The organism is Amycolatopsis sp. NPDC004079, assembly GCF_040610415.1.
GTDB lineage: Bacteria > Actinomycetota > Actinomycetes > Mycobacteriales > Pseudonocardiaceae > Amycolatopsis > Amycolatopsis halotolerans.
Genome location: NZ_JBEXMH010000006.1, coordinates 150,472 through 167,009 on the forward strand (window position 1 = coordinate 150,472; position 16,538 = coordinate 167,009).

A 16,538-nucleotide genomic window follows, 5' to 3' on the forward strand; every position below is an offset into this window, starting at 1 on the left:
GTCACCGCAGCGGGTCGAACGGCCGCAGCGCTTCCGGGCACCTGCCGGTGGCGATCTGCTCGGCGAGCAGCTTCCCGGTGACCGCGCCGTGCGAGAGGCCCCACATGCCGTGCCCGCCCGCGACGTACATCCCCGGCGCGCCGGTCCGGCCGATCACCGGCCGCCCGTCGGCGCTGACCGGGCGCGAGCCGACCCAGACGTCGGCGCGCTGGTCCCAGCGCAGGCCCTTGAGCAGCGGCCGGGCCGAGGCGACGATCGCGTCGACGCGCGCCGGGTACAGCGGGTCGTCCGGTTTGCGGAACTCCATCGTCCCGGCCACCCGCAGCCCGCCCTGGTACGGCGTGCACGCGACCCGGATGTCCGGCAGGTACATCGGGCTCGGCACCGGATCGTCGGTCGGCACGGTGAAGGAGTACCCGCGCCCGGCACGCACCGGGACGCGCACGCCCCACTTGTGCGCCAGTTCGCCCAGCCACGCACCGGTGGCGAGCACGACGGCGTTGGCGTTGACCGTCTGGCCGTTCGCCGACAGCAGGGTGTAGGCGTACTCGTGCCTGCGGATCGCGGCGACCTCGAACCGGTGCCGGATCGTGCCGCCGCGGCTGACCACCGCGCGGGCGAGCGATTCGACGAACCGGCCGGGGTCGACATACCGCTGGCCGTCGATCCGGATGCCGGCCCCGATCCGGTCGGTGACCTGCGGGAAGTGCTCGCGCAGTTCCGGTCCGGCGAGTTGCGTCCAGGACACCTTCTGCCCGGCGTCGCCGAGCCGGTCCAGTTCCTTGACCAGCGTTTGGGCCTTCGCGGAGGTCTCGAACAGGGCGGTGATGGGCGCGTCGATGGTCGGCGCGTCCACGCCGCTCGCGGTCAGGATGTCAAACGCTTCAAAGCATTCCTCGTTGAACGGCAGGTTCGCGCGCACTGCCCGGTTCCAGGAACGGTGGGTGCAGTTCGCCGCGAAGCGGGCGAGGAACTGCCACAGCCGCGGGTCCGGGGTGGCCGGGACGTGCAGCGGCGCCTGCCGGTCGAGCAGGGTGCGCAGGCCGTAGCGGAGGACGGCGGGTTCGTTGAGCGGGATCGACAACCCCGGCGAGAGCCAGCCCGCGTTGCCCCAGGACGAGCCCGCCGCGATGCCCTCGCGGTCGACGACGGTCACCCGCACGCCGCGTTCCTGCAGGAACCAGGCGGTCGACAGCCCGACGATGCCCGCGCCGACCACGATCGCCGAACGCGGTCCGCCGCCCTTCCGGTCGAGATCGCCCATGTCTTCCTCCGCCGAGCCGTGCCGCTGGTTGTGCTGGTGCGGCCAGGATGACCCGGATCCGGCTGGCGGTCGTTGTCGAGTTCGGCCAAACGGCGCAAGCCGGTTTGTCCGGATCGGTCAATTCTGCGGATCGGCGACGGCCAGCTCGATGATCATCGCCAGCCGTTTCGCGGGCAGGTCGAGCCGCAGCGGCGTCACGTCGGCCATCTTCCGCAGCCGGTAGCGGATGGTGTTGGGGTGCACGCCAAGCCGTTCGGCGGCTTCGGTGAGGTCGCCTTGGGTCTCGAGCCACGCGCGCAGGGTCGCGACGTAACTGGTCGAGTTGGCCGCGTCGTGCCTGGCCAGATCCGCGATGGGACCGCGCGCCGGGGCTCGTCCCGCTGCCGCGGCGGCGCGCAGGCGGAGGATCAGGATGTCGTCCCAGGACTCGTCGTACGCGACGGCCGCGCCGGGTTCCGGGCGGACGTCGTGCAGGGCGAGACATTCGTCGGATTCCCGCCTGCTGGCTGGAAGATCCGCGGTGGACGCGGGCGCGCCGATCCCCGCCGCGACCGTGACCTGCGCGGGCAACGCGTCGCGGATCCCGTCGATCCACGCGCGGGCGGTTTCGACGTCTTCGCCGGGCAGAACGGTGTAGACGGTGTTGCTGAACAACGTGCTCCGGCCCGGCCGCGACCAGCCGAACCCGGTGGTCGCGCGCTCGAACGCGAGCAGCAGCGCGGCGTGCCGTTCGTCGGCGATGTGCGCCTGGAGCGCGACCACGCGGAACCGGCCGGGCGGCAAACCGAGCCTGCTCAGCACGGCCGCCGCGTCCGGGGTGCCTTCCAGCAGCCGGATCACCAGGTCCGACTCGACCTGCCGTTCGAGGTCGGCGCTCGCCCGCGACCGCAGCAGATGCAGCCCGACCGTGCGGGAACTGTCGTGCAGGACGGTGCGCCGGACGTCCGACAGCGGCTCCTCGCACTCCACCCAGATCGACCCGAGCGTCTCGCGCCCGGCCCGGACCGCGACGACCATGCGCCCGGTCAGCCCGTGCTCCGGATCGGCCTCGACGAACAACGGCTCGTCCGACTGGGCGAGATGCGCGAACACGCCGCGGCGCTCGAACAGTTCGCGCACCTGGTCCGGCACTCGCCGCCCGAGGATCGTCTCCAGCCGCACCCGGTCCGCGCCCTGCTGACGGCTGGAGTACGCGAGCACTCGCGACAGCTGGTCCTCGATGGTGACCGCGCTGCCGAGTGCGTCGGCGAGGCTGTCGGCCAGCGCGAACAGGTCGGTCGGGCCGCGGCCGGATTCCGTCTCGCGCCCTTCCAGCACCAAGCCGTAGACCACGCCCGCGAGCTGTCCCCACGACACTTCCGGATCCACGAGCAGCACTGCGACCTGGCCGTCCTCGGCTTTCGCGACCTCGTCCGGTCCCGGCGGCGTGGCTCCGCGCACCAACACGACCGACGCCCGCGCTCGAGCGGCCCGTTCAACGGCTTCCCGCACTGATTCGACGCCCACCGCGAGGTAAACGTCGCCGCGCAACCCGCGCGGGTCGGCGGGGTCGTCCATCACCACGTCCCGCAACGCGACCTCGCGCGCGACGGGACAGCAGCACAACCGCGCGCCGTACCCACCGAGGACGTTGACGAGCCGATCCAGCGTGACCATGCCCTGTTCATACCTGACGCGGTGCGCCGGGAGTCGTATCGTGGAAGGTCATGCGGGCGCGGGTCGAGGACGTGCACGAGCTGGCGCTGGGGATGCCCCACGTCACGGTGGTGCGCGGCTCGCGCGAGAACCCCGTCTACCAGGTCGGCGGCAAGTCGTTCGTGTTCTTCCGGACGCCGCGGCCGGACGCCTTCGACCCGGACACCGGACAGCGGTACCCGGACGTGATCGTGTTCTGGGTACCGTCCGAATCGGACAAGCAGGCGCTGGTCCAGGACCCGGACAGCCCGTTTTTCACCACTCCGCACTTCGACGGCCACCTGTCGGTGCTCGTCCGCGCCGCCCACCTCGGCTCGTTGACTCGGCAGGAGCTGACCGAAGTCGTCGAGGACGCCTGGTTTTCCCGAGCGTCACCGCGCCGGCGCGAAGCGTGGCTGGCCGGGCGTCCGGCTCGGTAAGCGATCAGGAATCGAGAAGCGTCGGGGCTGGTGCCGGACTTAGCGTTTACCGCATGACCTCATTCGACTTTGTCACCCTGGACGTTCCCGATGTCGCCGCCGCCGAGCGCTTCTACACCGCCGCGTTCGATCTGGGCGACCGTCTCCGCTTCCGCCACGCCGCCGCGCCGAGCACCGGTTTCCGCGGATTTACCTTGTCGCTCACCGTTTCCCAGCCTGCGAACGCCGTCGCTTACCTGGACGCGGCCCTCGCCGCGGGCGCGACTTCGCTGAAGCCAGCGGCCAAGTCGCTGTGGGGTTTCGGCGGGGTCGTGCAGGCTCCGGACGGTGCGATTTGGAAGGTCGCGACTTCCACGAAGAAGGATTCCGGCGCGGGGGTCCGGGAATACGACCAGATGGTGCTGCTGCTGGGCGCGTCCGATGTGGCGGCGACCAAGCAGTTTTACGTCTCGCACGGGCTCGCGGTGGGCAAGAGCTACGGCAAAAAGTATGTGGAATTCGAGACGAGCCCGATCAAGCTGGCCCTTTACGGCCGGAAGGCTTTGGCGAAGGACGCCGGGGTGCCGGAGGAGGGTTCGGGTTCGCATCTGCTGACGATCGGCGGGGACGCGGGACGGATCACGGACCCGGACGGATTCGGCTGGGAGACTTCGGTTCTTGCTGGCTGACGGGCGGGGGGTCTCGTGGGTGTTTATGCCGGGTAGCACCGGGATGAACACACACGAGACGCTCAGCAAACCTCACAGCTCGCCGTTGCGCGCTTCCCTCTGCGAGATCGCCAAAGACCGCTAAGGCTCCCGCCCTGGCCGCTCAAACCCGGCCGTTCTGCTTGGCGGGCAAGGGTTTCCGAGTGGCGAGGCCGACAGCCCGGCCGACGGTATTGCGCAGCACCAGCCCGTACCGAGTCCGCGGCACAAGCAGCGTGGCAACGAGGCTGACGCGCCGGTGCCTCGGCTCCACGTGCCGCCGGTGCTTCGCTTCGTAGGCCTGAAAGGCGCGCGCATGGTCACCGGGATGCGCCGCGAGCGCTTCGGCCAGCGTGTGCGCGCCAGCCATCGCCATGCTCGACCCGTCGCCGAGCAGGGCCACCGCGGATGCCGCGTCGCCGAGCAACGCCACGCGACCGTGCGACCACTTGTCCATCCGCACGTTGGCGAGCGGATCGAAGAACGGCGCGGGGTGGTTCACGTACGCCTCCACCAGTTCCGGGCTTCGCCAGCCGATTCCCGCGTACGCCTCGGCCACCAGACGCTTGTGGAGCGCGGTGTCGTGACGGTCGTAGCCGGGCACGCGCCCGCCGCGAAAAGTGAACATCGCGAGCGGCTTGCCCCGGGACGGGTGGAGAGTGAGCATCCGGCCGGGCGCGGTCAGCATCACCGCCACCTCCGGGTCCTCGAGTGCACCGGGCTCCAGCGGCACCGTCGCGCTGTACATGCCGAGGCCGGTCGTGAACTGCTCCGCCGGCCCGAAGACCATGCGGCGCACCGGAGAATGGATGCCGTCCGCACCGACGACCAGGTCGAACCGGCGCGACGACGACCGGCGGAAGGTGGCCTCGACGCCCGACGGGTCCTGCCGGAGGCTGGTGACCGTCTCGTCGAAGAGGAACTCGGCGTCGTCGCGCGCTGCCCGGTGGAGCACCGCGGACAGGTCGGACCGGGTCACTTCGACCGACTGCGGGGACGTCGTCGAGACCCGGAGAAGCTGCCGCCCGTCCGGGTCGAGCAGCGAGAGAACCCTTGAGCTGGTGGCGATCTCGTGCAACTGCGGGAGGATGCCCATGCTCCTGGCGACCGTCAGCGCCGGTTCCTTGACGACGACGGCACTGCCGCCGGACCGCAGCTCTTTGGCCTGCTCGACGACCGTCGGCCGGTACCCGTGCCGGGCCAGCCAGTAGGCGAGAGCGGGACCGGCGACACCGGCGCCGTGGATCAGGACGCGGGAAGGCGTCATGCCGCAACCTTTTCGTTGGAGGGAAACGACGAGCGCCGCGCGGGCTTTCGAGTCAGGCGCGGGTTCTCAGGTACGTCTCTCGTCGTACCTGCAGTCAAGCACGGCCTTGAGGTACGATGCAAGACGTACCTGAAAGAGGTGAGGCGATGACCGAGTCAGGCCCGGCCGGGGACGCAGACCTGGGCACGGTGTTCCGCGCGCTCGCCGACGAGCACCGCCGCACCGTGATCGCGGAACTGGCGGCGGACGGGAGCGACCGCGAGCGCACCTGCAACTCGTTCGATCTCCCGGTGTCCAAGCAGACGCAGACGCACCACTTCCGGGTTTTGCGCGAGGCCGGGCTCATCCACGAGATCAATTACGGGAACCGGAAGGGAATCCGGTTGCGCCGGGCGGAAATCAACCGGCGGCTCCCCGGCCTGCTCGACTTGCTGACCGCGGAGCGCCGCGGCACCTGACTTCAGCGCGGGCCCGTCCTAATTCCGCGCCTGCAATGCCCGCGAAAGCGCCCCCAAGCTGATGTCGACGATCGCGCGAAGCTGCTTCGGACTCGCCCCAGCCCGGCTCATCACGGCCAACGACTGGTTGACCGCCGCGAGGTGAACGGCGAAGCCCTCGGCGTCGGCCAACTTCGCGGCGCGCAACGCTTTTCGCAGCCGCGCCTGCTGGAAACCCAGAGCTTTGGTCGCGCGCGCGGCGATGTCCGGGCTCAGCATCGGTATCGCCATCGCAGTCTGGGCGACTAGACATCCGTCCGGCACATCGGGGTCGGCAATGCGTTGCAGGGTGATGCCGAAGAACTCCCGCACCGCCCGGAGCGGATCCTCGGCCGCACTCGACAAGGCCTGGTCGTACCGGTCGCCGTAGCGCGCGGCGTAGCGATCCAGGCAGCGCAGGTAGAGCGAATCCTTGTCTCCCCATGAGGAGTAGATGGAACTGCGGTTCAACCCGGTCGCCCGGGAGAGGTCGTCGAGAGAAGTGTCCGCGTACCCGGCCCGCCAGAACTGGACCATCGCCGCGTCGAGCGCGACGTCCACGTCGAACTGCTTCTTTCCGGCCATCCCGCACCCCGTTCTCTCACCGCCGTGCCCAGCCTAGCTCATCTTGAACTGTTCGGTTCAAGATGAGCTAGGCTCGAGCCATGACCCCCGAATTACCGCTGCCCGACCTGCCGGGCTTCACGCACCGCTGGGTGGACGCGGAAGGCATCCGCCTCCACGCCGCGGAAGGCGGCCAGCCAACCGGCCCCGCCGTCGTCCTCCTCGCCGGATTCCCGCAGACCTGGTGGGCTTGGCGCACAGTGATGCCGGGTCTTGCCGAACGCTTCCGCGTCATCGCGATCGACCTGCCCGGACAAGGCCACTCCGACCGCCCGCACGACAGCTACGACACGCACACCGTCGCCTCGCGGATCCAAGCCGCGCTGACCGCGCTCGACGTGCCGAAATACTGGCTAGCCGCCCACGACATCGGGGCTTGGGTCGCCTTCTCGCTGGCCCTGAAGCACGAAGAGCACCTGCACGGCCTCGCGCTGCTGGACGCCGGCATCCCCGGAATCACCCTCCCGGACTCCATCCCCACCGACCCCGACCGCGCCTGGAAGACCTGGCACTTCGCGTTCCACTTGGTGCCCGATCTCCCCGAAACCCTCCTCACCGGTCGCGAGCGCGAATACGTCGACTGGTTCTTGAAGGCCAAAGCGCTGAGCACCTTCGACAGCAACGAAATCGACCACTACGCCGCCGCTCTCGCCGCCGAGGGCGGACTCCGGGCGTCGCTCGCCTACTACCGCGATGCCGCGGAATCGGCGCGCAAGAATCACGCCGCTCTCGAACGACAGCACCTGACCGTCCCGGTCCTGGGAATCTCCAGCTCCCACGGCTCGATCCCCGACATGGCCGCTTCCATCAGCCCCTGGGCAGACAACGCGACCGGCGTCGTCATCCCGAATTCCGGACACTTCATTCCGGACGAACAGCCCGCCGCGGTCGTGGCGGCGCTGACCGCGTTCATCGAGCACTAGCGCGACGTCGGATTTTCGCCAGCTGACGCGTCCTCGTGGAGAAAGACTGGCAGGCATGACGGATGTCCTCGGCCGATTTCTGGCCGCCAGCACCGAATTCGACCAGCGCCTGCGGTCCGTCCGCCCCGAACAGCGGACGGCCCCGACGCCCTGTGCGGAATGGAACGTCCGTCAACTCGTCAACCACATGGTCCGAGGAAATCTCAACTACGTCGACCTGCTCGCTGGCGGCACCCGCGAGAATTTCCTGCGCATGCGCGACGCCGACGCTTTGGGCAATGACCCACTCGGCGCGTACGCCGCGTCGGTGCAGCTAGTCGCCGACGCCTTCAGCCGCCCCGGCGCGCTGGACCAGGTGCTCGACTATCCGCTGGGCCAGGTGACCGGACGCCAAGCGCTGGCCGTGCGAGCCACGGATTCCGCCATCCACGCGTGGGACCTCGCCCGAGCTCTGGGCGTCGACGATCGCCTCGACCCGGGCTTGGTCACGTGGATCAGCGACAACCTCGAGACGATCTACGCCGGGCTGGCGGAATCCCCCATCGCCGCCGACACGACGCACCGGTTCTTCGCCGCTCCGGGAGCGCCCGGCGAATCCGCGTCGCGTCAGGACCAGTTGCTGCACTTGATGGGCCGCGACTTTGGCTGGCAGCCGCATTAACCCGCAGCCGAGATCAGCGGGCGGCTGTCCGGTCGCGCCGCTCGCCCAGCAGAGTCCGGGGCCGCTCTCGTGGTGCTTACCGAACAGTAAATCTATCCCCGGATCAGCCACCGGGACCCGCGAACTGACTACCCTTGGGGTTCGAATCGACCGTTGACGATGGGGCACACGTTGGACAGCGACCCGGAGTGGCCGCCAGAGCGTCCCGACGAACGGATCACGCGGCGCCCGCCGCCTGAGCGCCCGCCGAGCCCTGACCAGCAGACCCTCCGCATCCCGCCGGGGGCGAACGGTTATCGCAGGCGGCTCCCGCCCCGCGGCCAGCAGCCTCCGCCCCAGCGCCAGCCGCCTCCCCCGCAGCGGCGGCCGCTGGTCCGGCCGTGGCAGCAGGAGCGCCAGCAGGACAGCATGCCGTTCGGCGCGCCGCCGCTGGCGCCGAACGATCCCGACGCGACGATCTTCATCCCGCGCGTCGGCGGGGTGCCGGCGAGTTCGAGGTGGCCGGTCGCCGACCCGGACGCGCTGCGCCCGTACGACTCGCTCGTCCCCCGGATGCTGCCGCGGCTGCCCAGCGGCGCGCCGGCCGGCGAGGCCACCGTCCACGTGCCGCGCGTCGAGCCGAAGGCGGCGCCGCCGTCGATCGCGAAGTCCAGCGGGCAGATGGCCATCGCCTCGCTGGTCAGCCGTATCACCGGTTTCCTGTGGAAGATCATGCTCGTGTGGGCGGTCGGCACGGGCGTCGAGAACGACTCGTTCAACATCGCCAACACGCTGCCGAACGTCGTTTTCGAACTGCTGCTCGGCGGCGTGCTCAGCAGTGTCGTGGTGCCGTTGATGGTGCGGTCGCAGGACGATCCCGACGGCGGCGCGGCGTACACACAGCGAATGCTCACGGTCGGCTTGACGGTACTGGCCGTGGGCACCGTCATCGCGGTGATAGCGGCACCAGCGCTGACCTCGCTGTACACGGAGCAGGGCGGACACGCCAACTCCGCGCTGACCAACGCGTTCGCCCGGCTGCTGCTGCCCGAAATCTTCTTCTACGGCGTGTTCGCGCTGCTGTCGGCGATCCTCAACGCCAAGCACATCTTCGGCCCGACGGCATGGGCTCCGGTGATGAACAACGTCGTCGTGATCGCGACGCTGGGTTTGTTCATGCTGATGCCGGGCAAGATCTCGACCGATCCCGTGCAGCTGAGCGACCCGAAGCTGCTCGTGCTCGGCATCGGCGTCACGCTGGGCATCGTCGTGCAGGCGGCGCTGCTGGTCCCGCCGTTGCTGCGGACGGGGTTCCGCTTCAAATGGCGCTGGGGCGTCGACAAGCGGATGAAGGAGTTCGGCGGCCTCGCTCTGTGGATCCTCGGCTACGTCGCGGTCAGCCAGGTCGGCCTCACCGTCAACACCCGGGTGCTGACCAGCGGCGACCCGGGCGGGGTGACCATCTACTCCAACGCCTGGCTGCTGTTCCAGCTGCCCTACGGCGTGATCGGGGTGTCCCTGCTGACCGCGATCATGCCGCGGCTGTCCCGCAACGCCGCGGACGGCGACGTGCGCAAGGTCGTGGCCGATCTTTCCTACGGGTCGCGCATCTCCACCGTGATGCTGGTGCCGATCGCCGCCGTGCTGACGGTGGTGGGCGGGTCGATCGGGGTCGCCTTGTTCAGCGGCGGCGCGAACTCCGCGGCCGAAGCGGAACGGCTCGGCGAGGCACTGGCGATCTCGTCGTTCGGGTTGCTGCCTTACGCGCTGGTCATGTTGCAGCTACGGGTCTTCTACGCGATGAAGGACGCGCGCACCCCGACGCTGATCATGGTCGTGATGACCGTGGTGAAGATCCCGCTGCTGTACCTGTGCCCGGTGCTGCTGGACGCGCGCGACATCGTGCTGGGCTCCATGCTGGTGAACTCCCTGACGTTCGTGGTCGGCGCGATCATGGGCCAGGTCTGGTTGTGGGCGAGCCTCGGCAACCTGCGCAGCAAGCGGGTGCTCGGGGTCATCCTGTTCACGGTCGTCGCGAGCGGACTCGGCGTCGCCGCGGCCGTCGCTGCCGGCTGGCTCGTGCCGGACGCCGGCGGCCAGGCAACCGTGTGGGTCAAGCTGATCCTGCAGGGCCTCGTCGGACTCGCGGTGTCGTTCGGCGTGCTCGCGGCGCTGAAGGTCGAGGAACTCGCGCCCGCGACGAAGAGGTTCGCCCGCTTGGCGAAAGGCAGGCAACGACGTGGCGAGTGACCGCGAAACCCGTCGTATCGAGCCGGGAACGGTCGCTTACCGGGTCCTGTCGATCCGGATGATCTGGTTCGCTTCCGCCGTGATCGTGGTTCTGGGGATCGCGGTCGCGGTGTGGCTCGTGGCAGCTTTCGGCAACGGCGACGCGCAGGAGCGGAACCAGCTCGAGGCGATCAAGACCGCGGGCACTGTCGTGGTCGGGACGGGCGGGGCGGCGGCGTTGCTGCTTGCCGCCCGCCGTCAGCGGAGCGCCGAAATCGCGTTGAAGCAGAAGGACCTTGACCAAGCCGCGGCGGCCCGGGCGCACGCGCTCCAGGAGCAGGTGGCCGACGACACCCGGCTGGACGCGACGGAACGGCGGCTCACCGAGCTTTACAGCAAGGCTGTCGACCAGCTGGGATCGGACCGGCTGGCGGTGCAGCTCGGCGGGCTTTACGCGCTGGAACGTCTCGGCCAGAACAGCCCGGACCAGCGGCAGACGATCGTCAATGTGCTCTGCGCCTACCTTCGCATGTTCTCCGACAGCGCCGCCGACACCAGCCCGGCCCGCGACCAGCACGCCGTGCAGCAGGGCCGGGTCCGGCACGCGGTGGGCGAAGTCTTGGCGGCCCACCTGCGCCCCGAGGCGCCGGACAGCCGCTTCTGGCCTGCCGTCGACCTCGATCTCGGCGGCGCGAGCCTGCTCGACTTCGATCTGAGCGGCTGCCGAGTGCGTTCAGCGGACTTCCGCGCGACGACCTTCGTCGGCATCGCCCGTTTCGAGGGCACGAATTTCACTGACACGGTCAGCTTCGCCTCGGCGGCGTTCACCGCGGAGGCCGACTTCACCCGCGCGATTTTCGTTCAGCGCCCGCATTTCACCTCAGTCAGCTTCGGCAGCGACGCGGTGTTCACCTCGGCGCATTTCACCAGCGGGTTCACCTTCGACGATGCGGTTTTCCTGGCCCGTTCGCGCTTCGACTCCGCGCGATTCACGCTCGGCGCGGAGGTGGTTTCGAGGTCGTTCGAAGAACTGCCGACCGAGTTGACCCGGCACCTGAGAGCCCTGCCGACCCGCGTTCCGTACGCCGACATTCCAGCTCCCGGCGCGGGTTCCGTACCCCTCGGTGTCGGTGTCGACGGAACACCTGCCGTCTGGCGGCCTGCCGTCGACTCGCATTTCGTCGCCTTCATGGGGCCGGAATCAGGGAAGACGACGTTGGTGCGCACCATCATCCGCGGGATCGTCGAGCAGTACACGCCAGCGGAGGCAGCGATCTTGCTGGTCGATTACCGCCGTAGCTCGCTCGGCTACGTGACGACGGAACACCTGCTGGGCTACGCCGTCTCCCGTGCGCAACTCACCGCCATGCTCGAAGACGTCCGGGAATCTATGGATCGGCGCATTCCCGGACCGGACGTCACCCAAGAGCAGCTGAGGAATCGCAGCTGGTGGTACGGACCTGAACTGTATGTGATCGTGGACGACGCCGAATTGGTCTCCCGCAACGACTCCGACCCGTTCGAGCCGCTGCGCGAGTTCCTCCCGCAAGCGAAGGATGTCGGCCTGCACCTCGTGGTTGTCCGCAGCACGGAAGGAGCAGCCGAAGCGCTCGAACACGGGGCGCTGAACACGCTGGCCGACTTGGAGGTCCCAGGGATCGTCGGCGACGGCGACTTCCGGGAGGGACCGCTGCTGGGCGGCGTCTGGCCGTCGGCTCTGCTGCCCGGCCGCGTGACAAAGGTCAGCCGCTCCGGCCGGGAGCTGGTTCAGCTCGCGTGGTCGGGCTCCGATCCGCTCGCAGCCCGGCAACCCGGCGCCGAGTCCGGGCCAGTCAGCGGTTAAGCCAGGGAGCGAGCAGCTTCTCGAGGTCAGCGTCCGCGGTCCGCCGTGGAACTCGTGCCGCCGCGTGGCAGGTGTCCCGCACGGTGCGCGCGCCGCCTCGCAGCTACGCGGTCAAACCCGTGCTCAGCACCCACAACCAGCTGGTCGGCAGCCGGCTCAGCACCTTCGTCGCCGAAGACCACCTCCTCGACGGCGACGCCTGCTACGTCACCGACACCCCGCACGCGGCGGGGACTACGCTCCGAACTACGACGGCAGAAGTGCCTTTCGCCGCGGTCAGCGCCGAACTCAGCCCCGAATTCGGCCAATTCGCCATCGGAACCGGCGATGTCCTCATCGACCTGCCCGGAGCCGAAAGCAGCGTCGCGCCCATGCGCGCGGTGCTGGCCGACGAACCGCAAGAGTTCGTGCGCGACAACGTGTCCGCTGCGCTCAACCTGTTCCTTCGCCAGTCCTGACCAGCCGGGCAGCCGGAGGAATCCGGGACGACCGGCCGCCGCTGCAGCCACCATCCTTACCGTGCAACATCCCGTGGGTTCAACGGCCGGTGATGCGGACCGGCCCGAGTACCACGTCGACCCGCAGCAGGAGCAGGCTCACGACGAGCGCAGCAGTTACAACCACGACAACGAGGAGGAACCGCCAGGTCGTACCCCAACTCGCGATCGCCTGGGCAGCGAGGCCGAACAATCCGCAGCCCCGGTGGCCAGTCGGCTCGTCGTGTTGCTCGTCGCTGTCACGTGCTTTGATGTTGTCCGGCGCGCGTACGTCGCGCCGATACGAATCCCCGGGCCGATGGGCAGCCTCACGCATTCGCGCCATTGGTTCTCCCGCCGGTTGTGCCTGGTGTCGGTTAAGTGTCTGACCGTGATTCGACAAGCCCGGTCACGCTGGACTCGGAACTGCTTCGTGTCCGCGGCGCCGAGGAGCGCAGCGCAAATAGCAACCCCGGTGTTCGCGCCAGCAATCGCAGCGCATGCCCAACTTGTGCGCGCGGAGACAGATTCTCCTCCTGGGCCAAGGCGTCGAGTTCACTGACGTATTCATCGAGGTAACGTTGCCGTTCATCCCAGGGCAGGAAACGGACGGCTAGGCTCACGATTCGCCGCGAGGCTCGCAGAGGAGGTCGTCGGTTCGGCGAATTCGCAGCGGTATCTGAACTTGCCTGTTGTACGCAGATTCCGGCAAGGCCGTTTACGAGAGCCGCGGACTCATGAAGAGCGCGGGCTACGTCCCCGAGGACGGCGAGACGGGGTTCTCGGTCAGGGTCGAGGCGATAGGCTCGTTGGAGTGCCCGGCTGAACGCGAACGCGCTTTCACGGGCGCGGTCAAGACAGCGGTCGAGGTCGCGCGCGAGTACGCGGGCGTGGTGCACCTGGTCGCCCGCCGCGTACAGGTCGACAGCATCCAGCAGACGACACTCCCGGTCGATCTTCTGCAGGAGCAACTGGATCCGATCCTCCAGCCGTCGACGCGCAGTCGCACGGAAATCAAGATTGACGGCCGGCGCCCGGCGAAGAATCGTGCCCATCTCCAACACCAGGTTGCGGTCGTCGGCGAGCGCCCGGGCGAACGCCCGGAAATGATCGGCGAGACTCATGACGCACCGCCGGAAAGGTGCGGACGCAGACGGTCCAGACTCCGCGCAGAAACCTCCGCGCGCGACACGGCCGCTTGGATCAGCCCGATCGCGGACGGATCGACGCGGTAGTACCGACGCCGGGGCCTGCCCTCCTCACGAGCGTCGACCGTCTCCCATCGACTGGACAACCAGCCAACCCTTTCCAGCCGGGCCAGGATCGGATGAATCGTCCCGCTGGGCAGTCCCGCTTCGGTGCAGATCTGGAGACCGTACAGCTCCCTCGACGGGTCGGTCATCAACACCCGCAGAACCAACTGCGTCGGCAGTGTCATCCGGGGCCCCTTGGAACTCATGGTCTTACTCTACTTAGCCCCTAGGTAGAGAACAACCTTCACGGCTTCAACGTCACCTGTTCGGATGCCTGCAGGCAGTTCGATGCGTGCAGCTACAACCATTCGCCGGCGGGGGCGGATCGGCGGCCGGCGTTGCCCTCGGATCCATCGCGCCGTCGGGACGTCGTCAAGAGCTGGCTGGAACGACAGGACCAAGGAACGGTCACCATCAAGGCCGACGGTGCCGAGCTCACCTCCGCCACCCGTGCGCAGCAGAACGCGCTCGTGCAGGCGTTCCTGGACCGGCACGACGGAAGCTGACATGTCCCGCCGCTGCCTCATCATCGCCAACCAGCACTGCCAGGACCCCGGCTTCGCCGAGCTGCCCAGCACCGCCGAAGACGCCGTCGCTCTGTCGGACGTGCTGGCACAGGCCGACATCGCTTCATCGCGGTGTGCGCGGCGGCAGAGCGCCGAGCGGGCTGCGGTCGGTGCAGCCGCTGGCTCCGCATTCGCAGGCCCACCAGTAGGGCGCAGTGGTGCTACCGGGAATCACGTCGCGCTGTGTGGCCTCTGCCCAGAGCCGCCCCTGCCGGGCCGCGACGTCGTTCTCGAACGCTCGCTGCTCGGCCAGTTCACGCCCTGGAGCGAGCTTGCCGACGATGCCGGGTTCGAGGGCGGAGTACACGGCGTGGTAGATCGCAGGCCAGTCCGGGTCCTCGGGCACGTCGACAACCGGGCGACCTGCAGCGGCGGCCTCACCGCGGACAAGGTCGGCGATCACGGCGTCGCGAGCGATGAGGCGTTCGAGACGATCCGGACGAGCATCCGGCCGAAACGCGCGCGCCGCGCGTGTCCGATCCGGCACGGGAAGGAGAAACACGGCGTTTCCCACGGGCAGCGAGGCGGCCATCGACGGCATCAGCTGCGGACCCTCGACCAGCACAGGCACGGGTTCCGCGGCCCGGGCGCGCACGTCGGCGATGACGAGCGGCAAGCGCGCGTGCGCGGCGGCGACGAATGCGGAAGCGGCATGCTCAGGGCCCCGAGCGAGTTCCTCGTCAAGAGTCGCGCTCGCTGCGGGGAGTCGCTCCTGGTGGTCATAGGTCCACATATCCACCGGATGCAGCGGCAGATCGAAATGCCGGCTCAACAACCACGCGATCGTGGACTTGCCGGCTCCCGGCGCGCCGCCGAGCCAGATCATGGCCGGCCACGAAATGTCCACCACGAATTCGACCATACCGACGACACGTCGCCCCCGACGACCGGCGACGTGTTCTGGCTTACGCCGCTGTCGTCGTCCACCACGCGGACAACTCGACGCGCGGTGGTCGGGAGGCTCCCTGCGGGAATCGCCCACATCTCGCGGCCCTGGCCCGGGCCGCGAACTCAACCTGCTGACCGACCTCAGCGAACGCTACTCCCGCGCCGCGCGTGCCGCACCCTGCCCTGCAGTCGCCTCTGGGACCTGTCGCGCGGGACTTGCGTCGGCCGCCGCCGGATCTCCAGGACAGGAGTGTTGACCGGCAGGCGTCGTCATCGGCGATCGCCTCCCGGTAAAACCTCCTCGATCCCCTTTTCTCGGCCTGGTCGCTCCCCCAGCCAGCAAGCGAACGCGCGGATCGCGAATATGGAGCCGCCTGCAATGGCCGCTCTACAGGTGAGCGTGATCGGTCTCGGAATAGTTCAGCTACGAGCTTTTCGGCCCGCCTAAGAACGAGGCAGGTTACGCTTCTGCCCCTTGGCCAACAACGGCTTCGGATGCACCTCGCGACTGCCCGTCCGGCTCCGTCCGCGACGATGAGGACATGGCACAGCTCGGCACCATTCCCGCAGGCGCAGACTCCTCGTTCCTGTTGCGTTCGACGTCGCGACGCTCGCCGACGAAATACTCGCGCGCGCAACGCTGCTCTCCTCCGACGAGGTCGACGCGGCGCTGCTGCGGCTTCCGCGCGCCGACGGCCCGCTGCTGCTCGCAGCCACGCACCTGCACAACCTGATCAATGTCGTGTCGTGGCCGCCACATGATGAGCCGCGCTGTATCCGCGCCGTCCAGCAAACGTGCCTTATGCGAGGTGTGCCGCCAGGGTTGCCCGGTCGGGAAGCGTTCGAGGACGCCGCGCGCGCCGGCCTGATCCTGCTCGACCTGAACCTGCCCCGCGAAGACGGCCGGGAAGCGCGCGGCGAGACCCAGCTACGACCCGCATGCGAACGCCTAGTGACCAAACCCGTCGATTTCGACCGCTTCGTCGAAGCTATTCGGCAAATCGACAACTTCTTCGTCACAGTGGTCAACTTCCGCACTGAGTGCCGGGCGCAGATCGGCCGGACACCCTGAGCATGGTCGCGCCCGGCCGGTGCCGCACCAACGTCCACAATAGACAATCAAGTGTCCATTGTGGACTCTGTCCGGAGAGTGCTCGGCGCAGCCGAATCTCTCGCGACAATTCGGGCATCAGGCACGCAGTTCTCCGCGAAAGCCCGCCATCCGAGAAGCTTCGCCTGGCGGCCCCGGCGGATCACACGTTCGTGGTCTAGCCGGGTTCCCACCGCCG

At 68.7% G+C, this 16,538-nt stretch carries 17 protein-coding genes and 1 pseudogene; 10 read left to right on the forward strand and 8 right to left on the reverse strand.

What is annotated here, in order from left to right:
* Position 1: 1 nt before the first annotated feature.
* Both ABZX37_RS08880 and ABZX37_RS08885 read right to left on the reverse strand, forming a co-directional pair.
* Complete coding sequence (locus ABZX37_RS08880) at positions 2 to 1,264, reverse strand: FAD-dependent oxidoreductase (protein WP_354737477.1); 1,263 nt, start codon at positions 1,262 to 1,264, stop codon at positions 2 to 4.
* Between the two features lie 117 nt (positions 1,265 to 1,381).
* Positions 1,382 to 2,920 carry a helix-turn-helix domain-containing protein gene (locus ABZX37_RS08885; RefSeq protein ID WP_354737479.1) on the reverse strand — a complete coding sequence of 513 codons (1,539 nt, stop codon included), beginning with the start codon at positions 2,918 to 2,920 and terminating at the stop codon, positions 1,382 to 1,384.
* Between the two features lie 50 nt (positions 2,921 to 2,970).
* Here ABZX37_RS08885 and ABZX37_RS08890 point away from each other — a divergent pair, with 50 nt between their 5' ends.
* Positions 2,971 to 3,378 (forward strand): MmcQ/YjbR family DNA-binding protein, encoded by a 408-nt coding sequence (locus tag ABZX37_RS08890; protein WP_354737481.1) that lies wholly within the window; start codon positions 2,971 to 2,973, stop codon positions 3,376 to 3,378.
* A 53-nt stretch (positions 3,379 to 3,431) separates the two neighbouring features.
* Positions 3,432 to 4,046 carry a glyoxalase gene (locus ABZX37_RS08895; RefSeq protein WP_354737483.1) on the forward strand — a complete coding sequence of 205 codons (615 nt, stop codon included), beginning with the start codon at positions 3,432 to 3,434 and terminating at the stop codon, positions 4,044 to 4,046.
* Between the two features lie 142 nt (positions 4,047 to 4,188).
* Here ABZX37_RS08895 and ABZX37_RS08900 read toward each other — a convergent pair whose 3' ends face one another.
* Positions 4,189 to 5,331: an FAD-dependent monooxygenase gene (locus tag ABZX37_RS08900; protein WP_354737485.1), complete on the reverse strand. Its 1,143-nt coding sequence runs from the start codon at positions 5,329 to 5,331 to the stop codon at positions 4,189 to 4,191.
* Between the two features lie 146 nt (positions 5,332 to 5,477).
* Here ABZX37_RS08900 and ABZX37_RS08905 point away from each other — a divergent pair, with 146 nt between their 5' ends.
* Entirely contained in the window at positions 5,478 to 5,789 is a 312-nt protein-coding gene (locus tag ABZX37_RS08905) for a helix-turn-helix domain-containing protein (protein ID WP_354737487.1), read from the forward strand.
* Positions 5,790 to 5,807: 18 nt separating this feature from the next.
* On the opposite strand, the gene ABZX37_RS08910 is transcribed toward ABZX37_RS08905, so the two are convergent.
* The gene (locus ABZX37_RS08910) at positions 5,808 to 6,392 is read right to left on the reverse strand and encodes a TetR/AcrR family transcriptional regulator (RefSeq protein WP_354737489.1); all 585 of its coding nucleotides are present in this window, start codon (positions 6,390 to 6,392) and stop codon (positions 5,808 to 5,810) included.
* A gap of 80 nt (positions 6,393 to 6,472) precedes the next feature.
* On the opposite strand from ABZX37_RS08910, the gene ABZX37_RS08915 reads away from it, so the two are divergent.
* From ABZX37_RS08915 to ABZX37_RS08935, 5 genes are all read left to right on the forward strand, one after another.
* Complete coding sequence (locus ABZX37_RS08915; RefSeq protein WP_354737491.1) at positions 6,473 to 7,354, forward strand: alpha/beta hydrolase; 882 nt, start codon at positions 6,473 to 6,475, stop codon at positions 7,352 to 7,354.
* A gap of 55 nt (positions 7,355 to 7,409) precedes the next feature.
* The gene (locus ABZX37_RS08920; RefSeq protein ID WP_354737493.1) at positions 7,410 to 8,015 is read left to right on the forward strand and encodes a TIGR03086 family metal-binding protein; all 606 of its coding nucleotides are present in this window, start codon (positions 7,410 to 7,412) and stop codon (positions 8,013 to 8,015) included.
* A 408-nt stretch (positions 8,016 to 8,423) separates the two neighbouring features.
* The gene (murJ, locus tag ABZX37_RS08925) at positions 8,424 to 10,244 is read left to right on the forward strand and encodes a murein biosynthesis integral membrane protein MurJ (protein ID WP_354737757.1); all 1,821 of its coding nucleotides are present in this window, start codon (positions 8,424 to 8,426) and stop codon (positions 10,242 to 10,244) included.
* Positions 10,234 to 12,066 (forward strand): hypothetical protein, encoded by a 1,833-nt coding sequence (locus ABZX37_RS08930; protein ID WP_354737495.1) that lies wholly within the window; start codon positions 10,234 to 10,236, stop codon positions 12,064 to 12,066. Before murJ ends, ABZX37_RS08930 begins: the two co-directional genes overlap by 11 nt.
* A gap of 83 nt (positions 12,067 to 12,149) precedes the next feature.
* Entirely contained in the window at positions 12,150 to 12,524 is a 375-nt protein-coding gene (locus tag ABZX37_RS08935; RefSeq protein WP_354737497.1) for a hypothetical protein, read from the forward strand.
* A 79-nt stretch (positions 12,525 to 12,603) separates the two neighbouring features.
* Here the strand turns inward: ABZX37_RS08935 and ABZX37_RS08940 are convergent, their stop codons facing one another.
* Genes ABZX37_RS08940 through ABZX37_RS08950 form a run of 3 tightly spaced genes read right to left on the reverse strand, consistent with a single transcriptional unit; the run spans position 12,604 to position 14,001 of the window.
* Positions 12,604 to 12,879, reverse strand: a complete 276-nt coding sequence (locus ABZX37_RS08940) for a hypothetical protein (protein WP_354737499.1) — start codon at positions 12,877 to 12,879, stop codon at positions 12,604 to 12,606.
* 40 nt (positions 12,880 to 12,919) lie between these two features.
* Positions 12,920 to 13,666 carry a hypothetical protein gene (locus tag ABZX37_RS08945; protein ID WP_354737500.1) on the reverse strand — a complete coding sequence of 249 codons (747 nt, stop codon included), beginning with the start codon at positions 13,664 to 13,666 and terminating at the stop codon, positions 12,920 to 12,922.
* Entirely contained in the window at positions 13,663 to 14,001 is a 339-nt protein-coding gene (locus ABZX37_RS08950) for a PadR family transcriptional regulator (RefSeq protein WP_354737502.1), read from the reverse strand. The genes ABZX37_RS08945 and ABZX37_RS08950 overlap by 4 nt, the downstream gene beginning before the upstream one ends.
* A gap of 132 nt (positions 14,002 to 14,133) precedes the next feature.
* Between ABZX37_RS08950 and ABZX37_RS08955 the strand changes: the two genes are divergently transcribed.
* Entirely contained in the window at positions 14,134 to 14,301 is a 168-nt protein-coding gene (locus ABZX37_RS08955; protein WP_354737504.1) for a hypothetical protein, read from the forward strand.
* Between the two features lie 124 nt (positions 14,302 to 14,425).
* Here ABZX37_RS08955 and ABZX37_RS08960 read toward each other — a convergent pair whose 3' ends face one another.
* A complete protein-coding gene (locus ABZX37_RS08960; protein ID WP_354737506.1) occupies positions 14,426 to 15,223 on the reverse strand; it encodes a hypothetical protein in 798 nt (265 codons plus the stop codon).
* Positions 15,224 to 16,090: 867 nt separating this feature from the next.
* Between ABZX37_RS08960 and ABZX37_RS08965 the strand changes: the two are divergent.
* Positions 16,091 to 16,321 (forward strand): annotated as a pseudogene (locus ABZX37_RS08965) (hypothetical protein); the annotation flags it as partial.
* Positions 16,322 to 16,538 lie beyond the last annotated feature (217 nt).

Excerpts from the sequence above, each read along its gene's own strand:
- ABZX37_RS08905 (WP_354737487.1), top strand. The coding sequence starts at position 5,478 with ATGACCGAGTCAGGCCCGGCCGGGGACGCAGACCTGGGCACGGTGTTC.
- ABZX37_RS08885 (WP_354737479.1), bottom strand. The coding sequence starts at position 2,920 with ATGGTCACGCTGGATCGGCTCGTCAACGTCCTCGGTGGGTACGGCGCG.
- ABZX37_RS08900 (WP_354737485.1), bottom strand. The coding sequence starts at position 5,331 with ATGACGCCTTCCCGCGTCCTGATCCACGGCGCCGGTGTCGCCGGTCCC.
- ABZX37_RS08915 (WP_354737491.1), top strand. The coding sequence starts at position 6,473 with ATGACCCCCGAATTACCGCTGCCCGACCTGCCGGGCTTCACGCACCGC.
- ABZX37_RS08895 (WP_354737483.1), top strand. The coding sequence starts at position 3,432 with ATGACCTCATTCGACTTTGTCACCCTGGACGTTCCCGATGTCGCCGCC.
- ABZX37_RS08940 (WP_354737499.1), bottom strand. The coding sequence starts at position 12,879 with ATGCGTGAGGCTGCCCATCGGCCCGGGGATTCGTATCGGCGCGACGTA.
- murJ (WP_354737757.1), top strand. The coding sequence starts at position 8,424 with ATGCCGTTCGGCGCGCCGCCGCTGGCGCCGAACGATCCCGACGCGACG.
- ABZX37_RS08950 (WP_354737502.1), bottom strand. The coding sequence starts at position 14,001 with ATGAGTTCCAAGGGGCCCCGGATGACACTGCCGACGCAGTTGGTTCTG.
- ABZX37_RS08945 (WP_354737500.1), bottom strand. The coding sequence starts at position 13,666 with ATGAGTCTCGCCGATCATTTCCGGGCGTTCGCCCGGGCGCTCGCCGAC.
- ABZX37_RS08890 (WP_354737481.1), top strand. The coding sequence starts at position 2,971 with ATGCGGGCGCGGGTCGAGGACGTGCACGAGCTGGCGCTGGGGATGCCC.
- ABZX37_RS08880 (WP_354737477.1), bottom strand. The coding sequence starts at position 1,264 with ATGGGCGATCTCGACCGGAAGGGCGGCGGACCGCGTTCGGCGATCGTG.
- ABZX37_RS08960 (WP_354737506.1), bottom strand. The coding sequence starts at position 15,223 with ATGGTCGAATTCGTGGTGGACATTTCGTGGCCGGCCATGATCTGGCTC.
- ABZX37_RS08910 (WP_354737489.1), bottom strand. The coding sequence starts at position 6,392 with ATGGCCGGAAAGAAGCAGTTCGACGTGGACGTCGCGCTCGACGCGGCG.
- ABZX37_RS08920 (WP_354737493.1), top strand. The coding sequence starts at position 7,410 with ATGACGGATGTCCTCGGCCGATTTCTGGCCGCCAGCACCGAATTCGAC.